This window comes from Pseudomonas cremoris, assembly GCF_014230465.1.
Map to the genome: position 1 here is coordinate 403087 of NZ_JAAXCY010000002.1, position 18712 is coordinate 421798.

The 18712-nt window shown below is 59.3% G+C and carries 16 protein-coding genes; 9 read left to right on the forward strand and 7 right to left on the reverse strand.

The window, feature by feature from the left end; all coding sequences use genetic code 11:
• Positions 1 to 73: 73 nt before the first annotated feature.
• Entirely contained in the window at positions 74 to 2524 is a 2451-nt protein-coding gene (locus HF257_RS05345) for a glycogen/starch/alpha-glucan phosphorylase (protein ID WP_185704742.1), read from the reverse strand.
• Between the two features lie 239 nt (positions 2525 to 2763).
• Here HF257_RS05345 and HF257_RS05350 point away from each other — a divergent pair, with 239 nt between their 5' ends.
• Positions 2764 to 3198, forward strand: a complete 435-nt coding sequence (locus tag HF257_RS05350) for a YkgJ family cysteine cluster protein (RefSeq protein WP_017529542.1) — start codon at positions 2764 to 2766, stop codon at positions 3196 to 3198.
• A 203-nt stretch (positions 3199 to 3401) separates the two neighbouring features.
• Here HF257_RS05350 and typA read toward each other — a convergent pair whose 3' ends face one another.
• Positions 3402 to 5222: a translational GTPase TypA gene (typA, locus tag HF257_RS05355; protein ID WP_010213863.1), complete on the reverse strand. Its 1821-nt coding sequence runs from the start codon at positions 5220 to 5222 to the stop codon at positions 3402 to 3404.
• Between the two features lie 139 nt (positions 5223 to 5361).
• Positions 5362 to 6816: a tRNA uracil 4-sulfurtransferase ThiI gene (gene thiI / locus HF257_RS05360; RefSeq protein ID WP_185704740.1), complete on the reverse strand. Its 1455-nt coding sequence runs from the start codon at positions 6814 to 6816 to the stop codon at positions 5362 to 5364.
• Between the two features lie 334 nt (positions 6817 to 7150).
• Between thiI and glnA the strand changes: the two genes are divergently transcribed.
• The 5 genes from glnA (at position 7151) to ntrC (ending at position 12644) form a co-directional block, all read left to right on the forward strand.
• Complete coding sequence (gene glnA / locus HF257_RS05365; protein WP_064054085.1) at positions 7151 to 8557, forward strand: type I glutamate--ammonia ligase; 1407 nt, start codon at positions 7151 to 7153, stop codon at positions 8555 to 8557.
• Between the two features lie 241 nt (positions 8558 to 8798).
• Positions 8799 to 9335: a chorismate mutase gene (locus HF257_RS05370; protein WP_185704738.1), complete on the forward strand. Its 537-nt coding sequence runs from the start codon at positions 8799 to 8801 to the stop codon at positions 9333 to 9335.
• Positions 9336 to 9412: 77 nt separating this feature from the next.
• A complete protein-coding gene (locus HF257_RS05375) occupies positions 9413 to 9838 on the forward strand; it encodes a cupin domain-containing protein (RefSeq protein WP_185704736.1) in 426 nt (141 codons plus the stop codon).
• Positions 9839 to 10125: 287 nt separating this feature from the next.
• Positions 10126 to 11211 carry a nitrogen regulation protein NR(II) gene (gene glnL, locus HF257_RS05380; protein ID WP_185704734.1) on the forward strand — a complete coding sequence of 362 codons (1086 nt, stop codon included), beginning with the start codon at positions 10126 to 10128 and terminating at the stop codon, positions 11209 to 11211.
• Positions 11208 to 12644, forward strand: a complete 1437-nt coding sequence (gene ntrC, locus HF257_RS05385; protein ID WP_185704733.1) for a nitrogen regulation protein NR(I) — start codon at positions 11208 to 11210, stop codon at positions 12642 to 12644. The genes glnL and ntrC overlap by 4 nt, the downstream gene beginning before the upstream one ends.
• Positions 12645 to 13262: 618 nt before the next feature.
• On the opposite strand, the gene HF257_RS05390 is transcribed toward ntrC, so the two are convergent.
• Positions 13263 to 13703: a hypothetical protein gene (locus tag HF257_RS05390; RefSeq protein WP_185704731.1), complete on the reverse strand. Its 441-nt coding sequence runs from the start codon at positions 13701 to 13703 to the stop codon at positions 13263 to 13265.
• On the opposite strand from HF257_RS05390, the gene HF257_RS05395 reads away from it, so the two are divergent.
• A complete protein-coding gene (locus tag HF257_RS05395; protein WP_122428461.1) occupies positions 13702 to 14157 on the forward strand; it encodes a tRNA (cytidine(34)-2'-O)-methyltransferase in 456 nt (151 codons plus the stop codon). The genes HF257_RS05390 and HF257_RS05395 overlap by 2 nt on opposite strands.
• A 132-nt stretch (positions 14158 to 14289) precedes the next feature.
• Here HF257_RS05395 and secB read toward each other — a convergent pair whose 3' ends face one another.
• Genes secB through HF257_RS05410 form a run of 3 tightly spaced genes read right to left on the reverse strand, consistent with a single transcriptional unit; the run spans position 14290 to position 15470 of the window.
• Positions 14290 to 14769 (reverse strand): protein-export chaperone SecB, encoded by a 480-nt coding sequence (gene secB / locus HF257_RS05400; protein ID WP_185704729.1) that lies wholly within the window; start codon positions 14767 to 14769, stop codon positions 14290 to 14292.
• Between the two features lie 34 nt (positions 14770 to 14803).
• Positions 14804 to 15055 (reverse strand): glutaredoxin 3, encoded by a 252-nt coding sequence (grxC, locus tag HF257_RS05405; RefSeq protein WP_017734847.1) that lies wholly within the window; start codon positions 15053 to 15055, stop codon positions 14804 to 14806.
• 1 nt (position 15056) lies between these two features.
• Complete coding sequence (locus tag HF257_RS05410) at positions 15057 to 15470, reverse strand: rhodanese-like domain-containing protein (protein ID WP_185704727.1); 414 nt, start codon at positions 15468 to 15470, stop codon at positions 15057 to 15059.
• 150 nt (positions 15471 to 15620) lie between these two features.
• Here HF257_RS05410 and gpmI point away from each other — a divergent pair, with 150 nt between their 5' ends.
• Together gpmI and HF257_RS05420 are read left to right on the forward strand one after the other, a co-directional pair.
• A complete protein-coding gene (gpmI, locus tag HF257_RS05415; protein ID WP_185704725.1) occupies positions 15621 to 17147 on the forward strand; it encodes a 2,3-bisphosphoglycerate-independent phosphoglycerate mutase in 1527 nt (508 codons plus the stop codon).
• Positions 17148 to 17407: 260 nt separating this feature from the next.
• A complete protein-coding gene (locus HF257_RS05420; protein ID WP_185704723.1) occupies positions 17408 to 18703 on the forward strand; it encodes a murein hydrolase activator EnvC family protein in 1296 nt (431 codons plus the stop codon).
• Positions 18704 to 18712: the final 9 nt, after the last annotated feature.

Genomic DNA, 18712 nt, shown 5'->3' on the forward strand with positions numbered 1-18712 from the left:
ACCTGCACTCAGTATATCGACGCAGTACTAATGTGGGAGCGGGCTTGCTCGCTCCCACAGGGTTTTGTGGTGTTTAATCGAGCGCTTTCCAGATCTCCGTGGCGTACTCGCGAATGGTCCGGTCCGAACTGAACCAGCCCATCCGGGCCGTATTGAGCACCGCCGAACGCCACCAGGCCTTCGAATCGTGCCAATGCCTTTCAACCGCCGCCTGGGCGTCCCAGTAGGAGTCGAAATCGGCACACACCAGGAACCGGTCGTAGTCGACCAACCCGTCGATCAGCCCCACATAGCGACCTGGATCATCCGGTGAGAACACCCCACCGCGGATCGCTTGCAGCACATCGTTGAGGCGATGGGACGCGGCAATTTCCGGCCCGGCGTTGAATTCGCCGGCGTGCTTGCGGGCTTCCACCTGCTGTGCGCTGAGGCCGAAGATAAACATATGCTCGGCACCGACGCGCTCGTGCATCTCCACGTTGGCGCCGTCCATGGTGCCGATGGTCAGCGCACCGTTGAGGCCGAACTTCATGTTACTGGTGCCCGAGGCTTCAAAGCCGGCGGTGGAGATCTGCTCCGACAAATCCGCCGCCGGAATGATGCTTTCCGCCAGGCTGACGTTGTAGTTGGGCAGGAACACCACCTTGAGCAGGCCGCGAACGGTCGGGTCGTTGTTGACGGTACGGGCGATGTCGTTGGTCAGCTTGATGATCAATTTGGCCTGGTGATAACTGGCTGCCGCCTTGCCCGAGAAGATCTTCACGCGCGGCACCCAGTCGGTGCCCGGCTCGGCTCGGATCGCCTGGTACAGCGCCACGGTGTGCAACAGGTTGAGCAACTGGCGCTTGTATTCGTGGATGCGTTTGACCTGCACGTCGAACATCGCCGCCGGGTTCACCGAAATACCCAGGCGCTCGTGAATAATGTCTGCCAGTGCACGCTTACTGTGCAGGCGCTGTTCGGCGAAGGCTTTGCGGAACGCCGGTTTTTCGGCGAACGGTTCCAATTCGACCAGGCGCTGCTCGGGCGTGTCGAGGATATCCGGCCCCAGGGCCTCCACCAGCATCTCGGTGAGCTTGGGGTTGGCCTGGTACAACCAGCGGCGGAAGGTAATGCCGTTGGTTTTGTTGTTGATACGTTCCGGGTAGAGCTTGTGCAGTTCGGAGAACACCGTGCTGCGCATCAATTGGGTGTGCAAGCCGGATACGCCGTTGACGCTATGGGACCCAAGGAACGCCAGGTTGCCCATGCGTACGCGGCGGCCGTTGTCTTCTTCGATCAGCGACACCGCGCGCAGCACATCAAAATCGTGGATGCCTTTGGCGCGTAGCGAATCGATATGCTGGGCGTTGATCAGGTAGATGATCTGCATGTGCCGGGGCAGCATGCGTTCCATAAGGCCGACGGGCCAGGTTTCCAATGCCTCGGGCAGCAGGGTGTGGTTGGTGTAGGACAGGGTTTCGACGGTGACGTCCCACGCCGCTTCCCACGGAATATCGTGCAGGTCCACCAGTTGGCGCATCAACTCAGCCACAGCGATGGACGGATGGGTGTCGTTGAGCTGGATCGCGGCGTGTTCGCCAAGGCTCAGCACGGAGCCGTGCATGTTTTTGTGGCGGCGCAGCAAGTCTTGCAGGGAGGCGGCAACGAAGAAGTATTCCTGCCGCAGGCGCAGTTCCTGCCCCGCTTCGGTGCTGTCTGCCGGGTAAAGCACTCGGGAGATGCTTTCAGCGCGAGCCACTTCGGCAACCGCGCCCAAATGGTCACCGGCGTTGAAGCGTTCCAGGTGCAGGTCTTCCACCGCTCGTGCACGCCACAGGCGCAAGGTGTTGACGCTGGCACCACGCCAGCCGACGACCGGGGTGTCGTAGGCAACGGCGCGCACGGTTTCGCTGGGCGTCCACACCTGAATCATCTTGCCGGAAGCGTCCGCTTTGGTTTCGACGCTGCCGCCAAAGCCAATCGGGTAAATCACCTCGGCCCGCTCGAACTCCCAAGGGTTGCCGAAATCCAGCCAGCGCTCGGTCTGCTCCTGCTGCCAGCCATCGACGATCGCCTGGCGAAACAGACCGTGTTCATAACGAATGCCGTAGCCGTGGCCGGCAATGCCCAAGGTCGACATGCTTTCCATAAAGCACGCCGCCAGACGACCCAGGCCACCGTTGCCCAGCGCCGCGTCGGGCTCCAGCAGGCGGATGCGTTCCAGGTCGACGCCCAATTCCGACAACGCTTCACGAGCGATCTCCAACACGCCGAGGTTGCTAAGGCTGTCGTAGAGCAAGCGCCCAATGAGGAACTCCAGGGAAAGGTAATAAACCCGTTTCTGGCCTTTGCGGTAGATGCGCCGGGTGTGGTCCATCCAGTGATCGACCATTTGGTCGCGCGCGGCCAGGGCAATCGCTTCGAACCAGTCGTGGTCGAAGGCGTGATCCGGGTCCTTGCCCACCGCGTAGGTGAGTTTGGTCAAGACAGCATCGCGAAATGCGGCTACCTCTGCTTCTCGTGCAAGCGGTTCCTGAGACATCGATGCGACCTCGGGCGAGAGTGAAGGAGTTGCTAGAGCCTAGTCGGTCTGACAGACGGTAGACGCTCTGGTTCGTCACTTTTTTAACGCATTTACCTTTGCGGGTTTTTGATGCATTGGCCGTGCCTGCTTTTACTGCCCGCACGCCTTCTGGCTGAAACCCACAAAATATTGTTCAAAAAATCACCAATCCCGGTATGATCGCGCGCCCGGATACAGCCCCACCTTTTGGAACCCTGATGAAGCCTCAACTGATCGCCGCCGCGGAACTCGACCGACTTGAAACGTGGCAGAAATATTCCGCGCATATGTGCGGTGGCTGCGTGTCCAGCTGCTGCACGCTACCGGTCGAAGTGAAGATCAAGGACCTGATCCGCATCGGCATCGTCGATGAGTTCGAGCGCGGCGACCCGCCGAAGAACATCGCCAAGCGGTTGCAGAAGGAAGGCATCGTCGAGCGCTTCAATTCCAAGTCCGAGATTTTTACCCTGCAGCGCATGAGCAACAACGACTGCCTGTACCTGGATCGTAAGACGCGCTTCTGCACTATTTATGACAAGCGCCCGGACACGTGTCGCAACCACCCGAAAATCGGGCCGCGGCCGGGGTATTGCGCGTATAAGCCGAAGGAAGTGGTGCGCGAGACTAAGTTCAAGACGCTCGATAAGTTCTGATCCGCATTTTGTATTGCTTGGGCCACCGCTTTCGCGAGCAAGCCCGCTCCCACATTTGACCGAGTTCCAACATTGGAATGCATTCAAATGTGGGAGCGGGCTTGCTCGCGAAGGGGCCAGTAGAGACACCACACAAATCGCAGGCACAAAAAAACGCCCCCGGCCTTTCGACCGGGGGCGTTTTTCATTCAGCCTGAGTTAACTCAGTTCTTGGCTTTCTTGGCAGCGCGGGTACGCTCGCCTTCGTCCAGGATCTTCTTACGCAGGCGGATCGACTTAGGCGTAACTTCGCACAGCTCGTCGTCCTGGATGAATTCCAGGGCCTGTTCCAGGGTGAAGCGAACAGGTGGAACCAGAGCGATGGTTTCGTCTTTACCCGAAGCACGCATGTTGTCGAGCTTCTTGCCTTTGGTTGGGTTGACGCCCATGTCGTTGTCACGGCTGTTCAGACCAACGATCTGACCGTTGTAGATCTCTTGACCGTGTTCAACGAACAGCTTGCCACGCGCCTGGAGGGTTTCCAGGGAGTAGGTCAGCGCCTTGCCGGTTTCTACCGATACCAGAACACCGTTCTGACGGCCGGACATGTCGCCGGACTTCATGGTGTCGTAGCGATCGAAGATCGAGGTCAGGATGCCAGCACCGTTGGTCAGGGTCAGGAACTGGTTACGGAAACCGATCAGACCACGAGCAGGGATGTTGTATTCCAGACGCACACGGCCTTTGCCATCCGGCACCATGTTGGTCAGGTCGCCTTTACGCAGACCCATCTCTTCCATCACCTTGCCCTGGGATTCTTCCGGGGTGTCGATGGTGACGTTTTCGAACGGTTCCTGCTTCACGCCGTCAACCTGACGGATGATCACTTCTGGACGACCAACGCCCATTTCGAAGCCTTCGCGACGCATGGTTTCGATCAGTACCGAGAGGTGCAGCTCACCACGGCCGGAAACCTTGAACTTGTCAGCCGAGTCGCCTTCTTCAACGCGCAGAGCAACGTTGTACAGCAGCTCTTTGTCCAGACGCTCCTTGATGTTACGGGAGGTGACGAACTTGCCTTCTTTACCGCAGAAAGGCGAGTCGTTTACCTGGAAGGTCATGGAAACGGTTGGCTCGTCAACGGTCAGAGGCTTCATCGCCTCGACGGTGTCCGGGTGGCACAGGGTGTCGGAGATGAACAGCGAGTCCATACCGCTGATGCACACGATGTCGCCAGCAGCCGCTTCTTCAACGTCGATGCGGTGCAGACCGTGGTGGCCCATCAGCTTCAGGATACGACCGTTACGCTTCTTGCCGTCGGCGCCGATAGCAACAACCGGGGTGTTCGGCTTGACGCGACCACGAGCGATACGGCCAACGCCGATAACACCCAGGAAGCTGTTGTAGTCCAGTGCGGAGATTTGCATCTGGAACGCGCCGTCACGGTCAACAGCCGGTGCTGGTACGTTGTCGACGATCGACTGGTACAGCGGGGTCATGTCTTCAGCCATGTCGGTGTGATCCAGACCGGCAATGCCGTTCAGGGCCGAGGCGTAGACGACTTTGAAGTCCAGCTGTTCTTCGGTAGCACCCAGGTTGTCGAACAGGTCGAAGATCTGGTCCAGAACCCAGTCCGGACGCGCGCCTGGACGGTCAACCTTGTTGATGCACACGATCGGACGCAGGCCGGCTTCGAAAGCCTTCTTGGTCACGAAACGGGTTTGCGGCATAGGGCCGTCTTGGGCATCAACCAGCAGCAGAACGGAGTCAACCATCGACATTACACGTTCAACTTCGCCGCCGAAGTCGGCGTGGCCCGGGGTGTCCACGATGTTGATGTGGTAGCCGTTCCAGTTGATAGCGGTGTTTTTTGCCAGGATGGTAATACCGCGCTCTTTTTCCTGGTCGTTGGAGTCCATCACGCGCTCGTCGTTGAGCTCGTTGCGCTCCAGGGTGCCGGATTGACGCAGGAGTTTGTCTACCAGGGTGGTTTTACCATGGTCAACGTGAGCAATGATGGCGATGTTACGTAGATTTTCGATCACTTGTGTATCTCGATCAGAGGATTCGGTGTGCTGACAGGTCGTGGCAGCGATTAACAGTAGAGTCAGGCCTTGCCGTTACAGCTTGACGGCAGAGTCGGGGGGCCGGTGACGCAGGCCACAGGCAAACAGCCCCGGGCTCTTAGCTCGGTCGATAAACGCGCACATTGGCATGCCCCTCACTGAGCAAATGGTGGGCATGCAGGCGACTCATCACGCCTTTGTCGCAATACAGCAGGTACTGACGGCTGTTATCCAGTTCCTTGAAACGCGCGTTCAATGCATAAAACGGCAGCGTTTGTACGTCGATGCCAGCAATTTCCAGCGGCTCATCTTCCGCGGCATCCGGGTGACGGATGTCGACGACGATCTGGCCGGCCAGGGCTTCGCTGACTTCTTCGATCTTCACATCCTGGCCCAGTTCGTCGATCACGCGATCGATCGGGACCAGCTTGGCGTTCTCGAGCGCACGCTCCAGAATCGCCATGTCGAATTCTTTCTCTTCATGCTCCACGCGGTGACGCTTGGCGTGGGTCTTGGGATTCACCGAAATGACCCCGCAGTACTCAGGCATGTGCTTGGCAAAGTCGGCGGTGCCGATTTCTTCGGCCAGGTCGATGATGTCCTGCTTGTGGCTGGCGATCAGCGGGCGCAGCACCAGCTTTTCGGTGACGCAATCGATGATCGACAGGTTGGGCAGCGTCTGGCTGGACACCTGGGAGATCGCTTCACCGGTCACCAGTGCGTCGATTTGCAGGCGGTCGGCAATCTGCGACGCAGCGCGCAACATCATACGCTTCAATACTACGCCCATATGACCGTTATCGACTTTGCCGAGAATTTCGCCCAGCACTTCCTCGAACGGTACGCTTACAAATAGCACGCGTTGGGAGCTGCCGTATTTCTTCCAGATAAAGTGCGCAACTTCCATCACGCCCAATTCGTGTGCACGCCCGCCCAGATTAAAGAAGCAGAAGTGGCTCATCAGGCCGCGACGCATGATCTGGTAGGCCGCCACCGTGGAATCGAAACCGCCGGACATGAGGACCAGGGTCTGTTCCAGGGCGCCCAGCGGGTAGCCGCCGATGCTGTTGTGCTGGCTGTGGATCACAAACAACCGTTGGTCGCGAATTTCCATGCGCACTTCAATTTGCGGTGCTTTCAGGGAAATTCCAGCGGCGCCGCATTCGCGACGCAGCTTGCTGCCGACGTATTTCTCGACGTCCATGGAGCTGAAGGTGTGCTTGCCGGCACGCTTGCAGCGCACTGAAAAGATCTTGCCTTCGAGCTCACTGCCGTAGTGCTGTTTGCACTTCTCGGTGATGTCGTCGAAGTCGCCCAGCGGGTACTCGTCTACCTGCAGGAAATGCGCAATGCCTGGCATGCAGCTCAGGCGCTCGGTCATGTCCTTCAAGGCTTTGGCGTCGGTAATGCGGGTTTCCAGCTCGAGGTTGTCCCACACGCCGTTCACCACCACAGCCGGGTCCAGGTCTCGGAGCACGGCACGGATGTTCTTGGCCAATTGACGGATGAAACGCGTCCGTACCGGTCGGCTTTTGATGGTGATCTCGGGGAAGACTTTAACGATTAATTTCATGGAAACAGCGCGCGCCGGGCCTGCTGAAAAAGGGGGGCGCGGATTATAGCGGAAATCGCTCAAGGTTTAACCAGTTAATATGCAAAGGACTGATCGCGCACTAAAGAGGTGCATTTTCACGAATTCACGCCACATTGCGGTGCGCCATTTTCACGCTTTTGTCGCATTGCACCTTTATAGGGGCGTTTTTGCACCAAAAAACCCATGTTGGCGCACTGGCATGCAATTTGCTCTCTTGTGAGGCAGGTTGCCATGGCGGAGTATCCGCGCCGGCATCACCCACATTCTAAGGGCTAACTCCACTACCCCAGCCCGAAGCCACCCGGAGGACACTATGTCGAAGTCGGTTCAACTCATCAAAGATCATGACGTTAAATGGATTGATCTGCGCTTCACGGACACCAAAGGCACTCAGCACCACGTGACCATGCCGGCTCGCGACGCGCTGGATGACGCTTTCTTCGAAGAAGGCAAAATGTTCGACGGCTCCTCCATCGCTGGCTGGAAAGGCATCGAAGCTTCCGACATGATCCTGATGCCGGACGACAGCACTGCCGTACTGGACCCGTTCACCGAAGAGCCAACCCTGATCCTGGTTTGCGACGTGATCGAGCCTTCGACCATGCAAGGCTACGACCGCGACCCACGTGCGATCGCCAAGCGTGCCGAGGAATACCTGAAGTCCACCGGTATCGGTGACACCGTATTCGTAGGTCCAGAACCAGAATTCTTCATCTTTGACCAAGTGAAGTTCAAGTCCGACATCTCCGGTTCCATGTTCAAGATCTACTCCGAACAAGGTTCGTGGATGTCCGACCAGGACGTGGAAGGCGGCAACCATGGCCACCGCCCAGGCATCAAAGGTGGCTACTTCCCAGTTCCGCCGTTCGACCACGACCACGAAATCCGCACCTCCATGTGCAACGCCATGGAAGACATGGGCCTGGTCATCGAAGTGCACCACCACGAAGTGGCCACTGCCGGTCAGAACGAAATCGGTGTGAAGTTCAACACCCTGGTTGCCAAGGCTGACGAAGTTCAAACCCTGAAGTACTGCGTACACAACACTGCCGTTGCCTACGGCCGTACCGCTACCTTCATGCCTAAGCCTCTGTACGGCGATAACGGTTCGGGTATGCACGTTCACCTGTCCATCGCCAAAGATGGCAAGAACACCTTCGCTGGCGAAGGTTATGCCGGCCTGTCCGACACCGCCCTGTACTTCATCGGCGGTATCATCAAGCACGGTAAGGCCCTGAACGGCTTCACCAACCCGTCGACCAACTCCTACAAGCGTCTGGTCCCAGGTTTCGAAGCGCCAGTAATGCTGGCCTACTCGGCTCGCAACCGTTCCGCCTCGATCCGTATTCCTTACGTGTCCAGCCCTCGCGCTCGCCGTATCGAAGCTCGCTTCCCGGATCCAGCAGCCAACCCGTACCTGGCCTTCGCTGCCCTGGTAATGGCCGGCCTGGACGGTATCCAGAACAAGATCCACCCTGGCGATGCCGCCGACAAAAACTTGTACGACCTGCCGCCTGAAGAGGCCAAAGAGATCCCACAAGTGTGTGGCAGCCTGAAAGAAGCCCTGGAAGAGCTGGACAAGGGCCGTGCGTTCCTGACCAAAGGCGGCGTGTTCAGCGACGACTTCATCGACGCGTACATCGGCCTGAAAAGCGAAGAAGAAATCAAGGTTCGCACCTTCGTACACCCACTGGAATACGAGCTGTACTACAGCTGCTGATCCGGTAGCGCTGCTTAACGTGGCGTGATGAGAAAGACCTCCTTCGGGAGGTCTTTTTTTGCCTGGGATTTGTCAGGTGGCTGCTTGGTGGTCGAGTATCCGGCTGACGCCGCTGTAGGCCTGCAAACCCCATTAAAAATGTGGGAGCGGGCTTGCTCGCGAAAGCGGGGTATCAGTCACCGCAAATGTTGACTGAACCACCGCATTCGCGAGCAAGCCCGCTCCCACAAGGAGATCTCCGTTGAAATATAGTTTTGCATTCGCCCTACTGTTCGCCAGCGCCGGTGCATCCGCTGCGCCTACCACTCTTGAGCCTCTGCTCAACAGCATCGCCGAACGCCTGGCCATTGCCGACCAGGTCGCCCTGAGCAAATGGGACAGCAAAAAACCCGTCGAGGACAAAAAACGCGAACAAGAGGTCATCGCCAGCGTTGTCGCCCAGGCACCGAGCTACAAGCTGACGCCTGCCGCCGTCGAACAATTCTTTTCGGCGCAGATCGAGGCGAACAAATTGGTGCAATACACCCACCTGTCCGACTGGCAGCTTCTAGGCAAGGCGCCAGACGACCCGCGCCCTGACCTGGTCAAGCAAATACGCCCGCAACTGGATCAACTGCAAAAACGCCTGCTGCAACAACTGGCCGACTTCGCCCCTCGGCGCGCCGACCCACAATGCCCGCAATGGCTGGCTCAAGCAGTGCATGAGCCGCTGAATGACCCCATGCGCCAACTGGCGATGATCCGTGCCACTGCAGAGTTGTGTACTCGCCCTACTTGATTCGAAGCACCGTCCTGCATCCAGCCTCCTGTCGGTAGAGATAGCCTGACCAGCCACTTACCGATCAGGATGGAACCATGGACACCCACAAGTGCTTGATTGCAACAGCGATGGGCTTGTCGTTGCTGGGCTGCGGCACCCAGCCAAAGGACGCTGTACACATCGAAAAAGAGGTATTGCTCGAACGCAGCGAGTCGTGGGATGGCGTGCCTTACAAAGCCTATCCCTCCGGCCCACCGCAGCTCACGCTGATACGCCTCAAGATTCCTGCTCACACGCAATTGCCATGGCACACTCACCCGATGCCTAACGCCGCCTACATCGTTTCCGGGGAACTGACGGTTCAAACCCATAAAAGCGGAGTGACTCGCACCTTGAAACAAGGGCAAACCCTCGCCGAAATGGTGGGCACCGAACACCGCGGCTTCACCGGAAACTCTGCCGTAGAGCTTCTGGTCTTTTACGCAGGCACTCCAGGCATGCCGCTGTCCGAACAACATTGACCCCCCTCACGGATCGTTTGCAGTACGCCCTGAAAACGATCCGCGCACTTCCTGAACAACCTTCACAAAACCGCACTATATTGGTGCGATAGGCTGCACCCTACCCACCTGTCCAGCCCATTTTGGTTCGAAACTTCCCGAGCAAGCTGGCAGAACGCCACAGTTTCGCGCCTAAAACCCCCATTTCAGGGGTTTCGCGCTTCTTTTCGGAGCCTTGGTTTGGTTTTTGCATTTTCCTTGTATCAGCGTGTGCCTCAAGCCCGCGCCTTGCTCCAAAAGAGGTCCTGATGACCATCAGCGATGCACTGCACCGTTTATTACTCGACAACCTGACCACCGCGACCATCTTGCTCAACGACGACCTGCGTCTTGAGTACATGAACCCGGCGGCGGAGATGCTCTTGGCCATCAGCGGCCAGCGCAGCCATGGGCAGTTCATCAGCGAATTGTTCACCGAGTCGGCCGAAGCGTTGAGCTCGTTGCGCCAGGCGGTGGAGCAGGCACACCCTTTCACCAAGCGCGAAGCGATGCTCACCGCCCTCACCGGCCAGACGCTGACCGTCGACTACGCCGTGACCCCGATCCTGAGCAACGGCGCCACCCTGCTACTGCTCGAAGTGCACCCTCGTGATCGCCTGCTGCGTATCACCAAGGAGGAAGCGCAGCTGTCCAAGCAGGAGACCAGCAAGATGCTGGTGCGCGGCCTCGCCCATGAAATCAAGAACCCGCTGGGCGGGATCCGTGGCGCGGCGCAGCTGCTGGCCCGTGAACTGCCGGAAGAGCACCTCAAGGACTACACCAACGTCATCATCGAAGAAGCCGATCGCTTGCGTAACCTGGTGGACCGCATGCTCGGCTCCAACAAGCTGCCGTCCCTGGCGATGACCAACGTGCACGAAGTGCTGGAGCGCGTTTGCCAATTGGTGGAGGCCGAAAGCCAAGGTTGCATCAACCTGGTGCGCGACTACGACCCGAGCATTCCCGACGTACTGATCGATCGTGAACAGATGATCCAGGCGGTGCTCAACATCGTGCGCAACGCCATGCAGGCCATCAGCAGCCAGAACGAGCTGCGCCTGGGCCGCATCAGTCTGCGCACGCGCGCCCTGCGCCAGTTCACCATCGGCCACGTGCGTCATCGCCTGGTGACCAAGGTCGAGATCATCGACAACGGCCCGGGCATTCCTGCGGAACTCCAGGAAACCATCTTCTTTCCCATGGTCAGTGGCCGCCCGGACGGTACCGGGCTGGGCCTGGCCATTACCCAGAACATCATCAGCCAGCATCAGGGCCTGATCGAATGTGAGAGCCATCCTGGCCACACCACCTTCTCGATCTTTCTGCCACTGGAACAAGGAGCCCCATCGACATGAGCCGTAGTGAAACTGTCTGGATCGTCGATGACGACCGTTCTATCCGCTGGGTCCTCGAGAAAGCCTTGCAACAGGAAGGCATGACCACCCAGAGCTTCGACAGCGCCGACGGCGTGATGAGCCGCCTGGCGCGCCAGCAGCCGGACGTGATCATCTCCGACATCCGCATGCCCGGTGCCAGTGGCCTGGACCTGCTGGCCCGTATTCGTGAGCAGCACCCGCGCCTGCCGGTGATCATCATGACCGCGCACTCGGACCTGGACAGCGCTGTCGCGTCTTACCAGGGTGGTGCGTTCGAATACCTGCCCAAGCCATTCGACGTGGACGAGGCGGTGGCGCTGGTCAAGCGCGCCAACCAGCACGCCCAGGAACAGCAAAGCCAGGAAGCGCCACCGACCCTGACCCGCACCCCGGAAATCATCGGCGAAGCGCCGGCGATGCAGGAAGTGTTTCGCGCCATCGGGCGCTTGAGCCACTCCAACATTACCGTGCTGATCAACGGTGAGTCGGGTACGGGTAAAGAGTTGGTGGCCCACGCCCTGCACCGTCACAGCCCACGGGCAGCCTCGCCGTTTATCGCACTGAACATGGCGGCGATTCCCAAGGACCTGATGGAGTCCGAGCTGTTCGGCCATGAAAAAGGGGCCTTCACCGGTGCGGCCAATTTGCGTCGCGGACGCTTTGAGCAGGCCGACGGCGGCACGCTGTTCCTGGATGAAATCGGCGATATGCCGGCCGACACCCAGACGCGCCTGCTGCGGGTATTGGCGGATGGTGAGTTCTATCGCGTGGGCGGGCACACGCCGGTCAAGGTCGACGTGCGCATCATCGCGGCGACGCACCAGAACCTGGAAACCCTGGTGCACGCAGGCAAGTTCCGTGAGGACTTGTTCCACCGCCTCAACGTGATCCGCATCCATATCCCGCGCATGTCGGATCGCCGCGAAGACATCCCGACCCTGGCCCGCCACTTCCTCAGCCGCGCCGCCCAGGAGCTCGCCGTCGAGCCCAAGCTGCTGAAAAGCGAAACCGAGGAATACCTGAAGAACCTGCCGTGGCCGGGCAACGTGCGCCAGTTGGAGAACACCTGCCGCTGGATCACGGTGATGGCGTCCGGGCGTGAAGTGCACATCAGCGACCTGCCGCCGGAGCTGCTGAGCCTGCCGCAGGACTCGGCACCGGTGACCAACTGGGAGCAGGCGCTGCGCCAATGGGCCGACCAGGCCCTGGCACGCGGCCAGTCGAACTTGCTGGACAGCGCCGTACCGGCGTTCGAGCGGATCATGATCGAGACGGCCTTGAAACACACCGCCGGGCGCCGTCGCGATGCTGCGGTGTTGCTGGGTTGGGGGCGTAATACCCTGACGCGCAAGATCAAGGAGCTGGGGATGAAGGTGGATGGTGGGGATGATGACGAGGGTGAAGACGCCTGAGCCTCAGATTCACTGTTGATCTCGTGTGGGAGCGGGCTTGCTCGCGAATGCGGTGTATCAGGCACAGCTATTTTGTCTGACCCACCGCTTTCGCGAGCAAGCCCGCTCCCACATTTGGATCTCCATACGATTCAGGATCGTGCACCGCTTGAATGCACCATGAACCGGCATCGGGCACCAACCCAATTCCTGAAACATCCGCCCAACAACAAAATCCTTAAACCCCAAAACCACCAAAGCCCCGTATTCCGGGGCTTTGCGCTTTCTAAGTATATTTTTTAGCGTAACCAGACAACTCTGGCACGCGCCCTGCAATAACCCCTGTACAACCCAGTTTCGGGGACCTTGGTACAGGCAGGCCGAGAGTCCCCTCTTTACACCCGGGGTGCTTGATGCGAACCGCGTCGCGCTCCATACCGCTTTGGGGAACCTTGGTACAGGCAGGCCGGGGATTCCCTCTTTAACACCGAAGCCCTTGCGGCTTCACCCCGTTTTGGGAGCCCTGGTACAGGCAGGCCGGGAACTCCCTTCTTTACACCCGGGGCTTATGTGGCACAGCGCCCATAGCTCCAACCCGTTTTGGGGACCTTGGTACAGGCAGGCCGGGGATTCCCTCTTTTATTGCTCTTGGAGATGGATCTCCAGCCGCCAACGGCCTTCGGCCTTCTCGCCCCTCCACTCCCCTCGCAATGGCCGAGCCGCCACCAGGTTCAGCAGCAAGCCGCCATCGGTTTTGCGAATGCGCCAATTCACATCCTTGTCATTGACCTTGAGTTGCCCGCTGGCGGTTTTGCCCTGGGCGTCGAACAGCAGCGCCACGGTGCCGTCGATATGCTCGCCGTGCAGCTTGGGCTCGCTGTTGAACCACACCACCACACCGTCCGCCGCTGTATCCACCTGCTGCAGTTCGATGGGGTCCGGGGTGGTGAGGCGGCCAATCATCAGGCCCACCATCACGCCGACAATCGCCAAAGAGCCCATGACCTTCGGCATTAGCTTCGGTCTTGGGTCCTCTTCGGGGGTAGAATGCAGCGCATCTTTACCTTCGGAGCCGTGCATGTTTCACGTCATCCTTTTTCAACCAGAAATTCCGCCGAATACCGGCAACGTTATCAGGCTGTGCGCCAACAGTGGCTGCCACCTGCATTTGATCGAGCCTTTGGGCTTCGACATGGACGACAAACGCCTGCGCCGCGCCGGGCTGGACTACCACGAGTACGCCACGCTCAAGCGCCACGCCGACCTGGCCAGCTGCCTGGAGAGCCTGGGGCATCCACGACTGTTTGCGTTCACCACCAAGGGCTCGCAGCCGTTCCATGATGTCAGCTTTGCCGAAGGCGATGCCTTCCTGTTCGGCCCGGAAAGCCGGGGCCTGCCAGCCGACGTGCTGGATGCCCTGCCTGATGGCCATCGCCTGCGGTTACCAATGCGCGAAGGGTGCCGCAGCTTGAACCTGTCCAACACCGTGGCGGTTGCCGTCTACGAAGGCTGGCGCCAATTGGGCTTTAAATAACACTGCTGAACAAATGTGGGAGCGGGCTTGCTCGCGAATGCGGTGTGTCAGTCAACGAAGATATCGACTGAAATACCGCATTCGCGAGCAAGCCCGCTCCCACATTTGATCGGTGTCGTTATTCAGAACAGCTTACTGAACCGTCGACGAACCTTCCTGTTGCATGCGCTGCAGCTCTTGAGCGTACAGGGCATCGAAGTTCACCGGAGCCAGCATCAGCGCTGGGAACGAGCCACGGGTGACCAGGCTGTCCAGGGTCTCACGGGCATACGGGAACAGGATGTTCGGGCAGAACGCGCCCAGGGTGTGGCTCATGGACGCTTCGTCCAGGCCCTGGATCAGGAAGATACCGGCCTGTTGCACTTCAGCAATGAAGGCCACTTCTTCACCGTTCTTGACGGTGACCGACAGGGTCAGCACGACTTCGTGGAAGTCACCTTCCAGCGGCTTTTGACGGGTGTTCAGGTCCAGCGCAACGCTTGGGGTCCATTCCTGGCGGAAGATGGCCGGGCTTTTCGGCGCTTCAAACGACAGGTCACGCACGTAGATGCGCTGCAGCGAGAACTGTGGGCCTTGGTCTTGCGCAGCTTCGGTGTTCTGTTGGTCAGTCATCGCAGATCCTTGTGATCTTGGGGTCTTTTAGGGGTTAGGCGAGCAGCGCATCAAGTTTACCGGCGCGCTCCAGGGCAAACAGGTCGTCGCAACCACCGATGTGCTTGGCACCGATCCAGATTTGCGGCACGGACGTGCGCCCCGCCTTCTGGGCCATTTCGGCGCGCACCTGGGGTTTGCCGTCGACCTTGATCTCTTCGAAGGCAACGCCCTTTTTCTCAAGCAGGGCCTTGGCCCGCATGCAGTAAGGGCACCAATCGCTGGAGTACACGACAACCTGGCTCATATCACTTCACCAGCGGGAGGTTATCGGCTTTCCAGCTGCCGATACCGCCGGACAGCTTGGCGGCGGTGAAACCGGTCTTGAGCATTTCGCGGGCGTGGGTGCCGGCGTGCTGGCCTTGGGCGTCGACCAGGATGATGGTCTTGGCTTTGTATTTTTCCAGTTCGGCCAGGCGCGCGATCAGCTTGTCCTGTGGAATGTTCAGGGCACCGACGATGTGGCCGGCGGCGAATTCCTTGGCCGGGCGGATGTCGACAACCACGGCTTCATCCTTGTTGACCAGCGCGGTCAGCTCCGCCGTGCTCAGGCTGCGGCCACCGCGGCTCAGCTCGTGAGCGATCAGCAGTGCCAGCAGGATGACGAAGGCACCCACAAGCAGGTAGTGGGCAGTGGCAAATGCAATCAGGTGATCAACCATCAAGGAGGTTCCAGGGCGTTAAAATGGCGGTAAGTATACACAGCCGCCATGGGGGGCCAACCCCCGTAAAGCGGTGACGTGGTCGGAACTTCGCTTTAAACTGCCACTCCCTTTTCAATTGTCTTCCTTATTAGCGCCGCGAGAGGATCTATGACTACTACGCCTAAACCTTTGGTCCTGATAATTCTCGATGGCTTCGGACACAGTGAAAGCCACCACGACAACGCGGTGTACGCGGCCAAGAAGCCGGTCCTCGACCGCCTGACCGCTACCGTCCCCAACGGCCTGATCTCCGGCTCCGGCATGGATGTAGGCCTGCCGGACGGCCAGATGGGCAACTCGGAAGTCGGCCATATGAATCTGGGCGCCGGACGAGTGGTCTATCAAGACTTCACTCGCGTGACCAAAGCGATCCGTGATGGCGAGTTCTTCGAGAACCCGACCATCTGCGCCGCAGTCGATAAAGCCGTGGCCGCCGGCAAGGCCGTGCACTTCATGGGCCTGCTGTCGGACGGTGGCGTACACAGCCACCAGGACCACTTGGTTGCCATGGCCGAACTGGCGTTCAAGCGCGGCGCCGACAAGATCTACCTGCACGCCTTCCTCGACGGCCGTGACACCCCGCCGAAAAGCGCGCAATCGTCCATCGAATTGCTGGACGCCACCTTCGCCGCTCTGGGCAAGGGCCGCATCGCCAGCCTGGTCGGCCGTTATTTCGCCATGGACCGCGACAACCGCTGGGACCGCGTGTCCCAGGCTTACAACCTGATTGTCGACGGCCAGGCTGAATTCCACGCTGCCACCGCCCAGGAAGGCCTGGAAGCCGCCTACGCCCGTGGCGAGAGCGACGAGTTCGTCAAAGCCACCACCATCGGCGAGCCGGTGAAAGTGGAAGACGGCGACGCTGTGGTGTTCATGAACTTCCGCGCCGACCGCGCCCGCGAGCTCAGCCGCGTATTTGTCGAAGACGGCTTCAAAGAGTTCGAACGCGCACGCCAGCCAAAGGTGCAGTACGTCGGCCTGACCCAATACGCCGCCAGCATTCCAGCGCCTGCCGCTTTCGCACCGGGCAGCCTGGAAAACGTGCTGGGCGACTACCTGGCCAAGAACGGCAAGACCCAGTTGCGCATCGCCGAAACCGAAAAATACGCGCACGTGACCTTCTTCTTCTCCGGTGGCCGTGAAGAACCGTTCCCGGGCGAAGAGCGCATCCTGATCCCGTCGCCAAAAGTCGCCACCTACGACCTGCAGCCGGAAATGAGCGCGCCGGAAGTCACCGACAAGATCGTCGACGCCATCGAGCACCAGCGTTATGACGTGATCGTGGTCAACTACGCCAACGGTGACATGGTCGGCCACAGCGGCAACCTGGAAGCGGCGACCAAGGCCGTGGAATGCCTGGACCTGTGCGTGGGCCGCATTGTCGACGCCCTGGACAAGGTCGGCGGCGAAGCACTGATCACCGCCGACCACGGCAACTGCGAGCAGATGTCGGACGAATCCACCGGCCAGGCCCACACCGCCCACACTACCGAGCCGGTGCCGTTCATCTATGTCGGCAAGCGTGATTTCAAAGTGCGTGAAGGCGGCGTGCTGGCGGACGTGGCGCCCACCATGTTGAAACTGATGGGGCTGGAGAAGCCAGTGGAGATGACCGGCACTTCGATTCTGGTCTGATCCAAAGCGCACCACAAAACCAGTGTGGGAGCGGGCTTGCTCGCGAATGCGGTAGTTCAGTCGATATTTTCGGCGACTGACACACCGTATTCGCGAGCAAGCCCGCTCCCACATTGGTTTCGTACAGTTTTCAAAGATGTCTTTTTGCCATACCTCCACCACTCGGCACCTATCTTGCTCTCTCGCCCGAATTGGGCGTTTTTTTTGCAGCAGTTGGCGGGCATACTAGGCCGTCCATTTCCCTGGTGTCGCCCGCCTCTATGCTTCGCGCCTTGATTACCCTCGCTCTTGTCTGCCTGCTCCAACCGGCGTTTGCCGATGAGCGCGCACAAACCCAACAACAGTTGGACGCTACGCGTCAGGACATTACCGAGCTGAAGAAACTGCTCGGCAAGCTCCAGGAAGAGAAATCCGGGGTGCAGAAAGACCTGCGCGGCACGGAAACCGAGATGGGCAAGCTGGAGAAGCAGGTCCAGGAGCTGCAAAAAGAATTAAAGAAGAGCGAGTCGGAACTGGAGCGACTCGACGCTGAGAAAAAAAAACTCCAGAGCGCACGCGTTGAACAGCAACGCCTGATCGCAATTCAAGCTCGCGCCGCCTATCAGAGTGGCCGCCAGGAATACCTCAAGCTGCTGCTCAACCAGCAGAACCCGGAAAAATTCGCCCGCACCCTCACTTACTACGATTACCTGAGCAAGGCTCGCCTGGAGCAATTGAAAAGCTTCAACGAGACGCTGCGCCAGTTGGTCAATGTCGAGCAGGAAATCGCCAACCAGCAATCGCAGCTGGAAGACCAGAAAACCGCCCTCAACGCCCAGCGTGACGAACTGGACAAGGTGCGCAAGGAACGCCAACTGGCCCTGGCCAAGCTCAATGACGACGTAAAGGCCCGAGACGCCAAGCTGCAAGCCCGCGAGCAAGACCAGGCCGACCTGGCCAAAGTGCTCAAGACCATCGAAGAAACCCTGGCGCGCCAGGCACGCGAGGCCGAAGAAGCGCGGCAAAAAGCGCTGATCGCCCAGCAGGAAGCCGAAAAAAAGCGCCAGCGTGAGGCCGAACTGGCAGCCACCTCGGACGCCCCAGCACCGCGTAAACCGGCGCATGCAGCCCCTGGCCCGCTGGTTTCCAGCGCCGGCGAGAACTTCGGCGGCCCTTTTGCTTCAGCACGCGGCAAACTTCCATGGCCAGTTGATGGTCGATTACTGGCACGCTTTGGGGAAACCCGTGGCGATGACACCCGTGCGAAATGGGATGGCGTGATGATCAGCGCCTCCGCCGGCAGCCAGGTGCATGCCGTTCACGGTGGGCGCGTGGTGTTTGCCGATTGGTTGCGGGGCGCCGGTTTGTTGGTGATTCTTGACCACGGTAATGGCTATTTGAGCCTTTACGGCCACAATCAGACTTTACTCAAGTCGGCAGGTGATGTTGTAAAAGCCGGTGAATCCATCTCCACTGTCGGTAACAGTGGTGGCCAGGACACCCCGGCGCTGTACTTCGCTATTCGTCAGCAGGGTCGCCCAAGCGATCCTGCACAATGGTGCCGTTCCCAAGGATAGGGCCGCATC

Bases quoted from the DNA above. Each gene is read 5' to 3' on its own strand.
- HF257_RS05345 (WP_185704742.1), bottom strand. From the start codon at position 2,524: ATGTCTCAGGAACCGCTTGCACGAGAAGCAGAGGTAGCCGCATTTCGC.
- HF257_RS05350 (WP_017529542.1), top strand. From the start codon at position 2,764: ATGAAGCCTCAACTGATCGCCGCCGCGGAACTCGACCGACTTGAAACG.
- thiI (WP_185704740.1), bottom strand. From the start codon at position 6,816: ATGAAATTAATCGTTAAAGTCTTCCCCGAGATCACCATCAAAAGCCGA.
- glnA (WP_064054085.1), top strand. From the start codon at position 7,151: ATGTCGAAGTCGGTTCAACTCATCAAAGATCATGACGTTAAATGGATT.
- HF257_RS05375 (WP_185704736.1), top strand. From the start codon at position 9,413: ATGGACACCCACAAGTGCTTGATTGCAACAGCGATGGGCTTGTCGTTG.
- glnL (WP_185704734.1), top strand. From the start codon at position 10,126: ATGACCATCAGCGATGCACTGCACCGTTTATTACTCGACAACCTGACC.
- ntrC (WP_185704733.1), top strand. From the start codon at position 11,208: ATGAGCCGTAGTGAAACTGTCTGGATCGTCGATGACGACCGTTCTATC.
- HF257_RS05395 (WP_122428461.1), top strand. From the start codon at position 13,702: ATGTTTCACGTCATCCTTTTTCAACCAGAAATTCCGCCGAATACCGGC.
- HF257_RS05390 (WP_185704731.1), bottom strand. From the start codon at position 13,703: ATGCACGGCTCCGAAGGTAAAGATGCGCTGCATTCTACCCCCGAAGAG.
- secB (WP_185704729.1), bottom strand. From the start codon at position 14,769: ATGACTGACCAACAGAACACCGAAGCTGCGCAAGACCAAGGCCCACAG.
- grxC (WP_017734847.1), bottom strand. From the start codon at position 15,055: ATGAGCCAGGTTGTCGTGTACTCCAGCGATTGGTGCCCTTACTGCATG.
- HF257_RS05410 (WP_185704727.1), bottom strand. From the start codon at position 15,470: ATGGTTGATCACCTGATTGCATTTGCCACTGCCCACTACCTGCTTGTG.
- gpmI (WP_185704725.1), top strand. From the start codon at position 15,621: ATGACTACTACGCCTAAACCTTTGGTCCTGATAATTCTCGATGGCTTC.
- HF257_RS05420 (WP_185704723.1), top strand. From the start codon at position 17,408: ATGCTTCGCGCCTTGATTACCCTCGCTCTTGTCTGCCTGCTCCAACCG.